Origin of the sequence: Aliivibrio sp. SR45-2, assembly GCF_963890165.1 — a bacterium.
Lineage (GTDB): Bacteria > Pseudomonadota > Gammaproteobacteria > Enterobacterales > Vibrionaceae > Aliivibrio > Aliivibrio salmonicida.
In genome coordinates this window covers 1-999 of sequence record NZ_CAWPRC010000075.1, presented here as the reverse complement: position 1 = coordinate 999, position 999 = coordinate 1, and the positions used below count along the sequence as shown (strand labels likewise).

Annotated in this window: 1 protein-coding gene; it reads right to left on the bottom strand. The window is 40.6% G+C overall.

From position 1 onward, the window contains the following. Positions 1–247 precede the first annotated feature (247 nt). The coding region (locus AACV33_RS03420; protein WP_255458674.1) for a GNAT family N-acetyltransferase at positions 248–999 on the bottom strand (752 nt) is incomplete at its 5' end.

Below are 999 nucleotides of genomic sequence, written 5' to 3'. Positions count from 1 at the left end.
GCGAGTCGGACAGCTTCTTTACGATACTCTTCAGGATAAGATTTAGTATAATGCTTGCTCATGGTAGCCTCCAGATAGGTATAACCTAAGTATAGAATGTGTTCTAATTCTGTGGGGCACACCAGCATATAACGCCTGCATAACACGTTTACTACGATACAGACCTAGCTGAATTTTACTGCCTTAATCACTAAAACTAAAGGCAAACTGACAACGCCGAGTGTAGCAAATCGTGTTGATGCAATTGTTAGCTGCGCCTTTCCAGTTTGAATAACAAACTAGCTTTTACGGCTAACCACTCACTATTAATTACCGAAAATACAACGGTATCTCGATAGCTACCATCTGCCATTTGTTGATGATTTCTAATTACACCGTCTTGCTTTGCACCCAAACGAGCTATTGCATTACGTGAAGCATGATTATGCCAATGAGTTCTAAACTCAACTGCGATTGCTGAGAGGTTTTCAAATGCATGAGAAAGAAGAAGGAACTTACATTCGGTATTTACTGAGGTTCTCTGATAATTTTTCGCATACCACGTATAACCAATTTCTACCCGTTTATTCACACAATCAGCGTGGCATAAACGAGTTGTACCGATTATGGTTTGAGTTTCATTATCAATGACAGAAAAAGCCAAAGAACGCCCAGCGTCCTGTTCGCTTAAAGCCAATTCAATATACCCGTTTACAGTCTCTTTACTTGGTATTTTTGTATACCATAAGTCCCAAAGTTCACCATCAGAAGCAGCTTCAACAAGAGCTGACGCATGCTCTAGTTGTAGTGGAATCAATGTGACTATTTTCCCTTTAAGCTCCGTACCTGAGAGCCATTTCTCACCTTGCATACTAAATTCCTTCTTTGAAGCAGCTAACGCCGCAATAACACGTGCGAAAGACCGACTTACAAAACCAATTATACTCCAAACCGCGAATGCCGAATGTAAATAGCATCGTGTTGATTGCTTTGTTATACGAGCCTTGCTTTCGCTCCAAT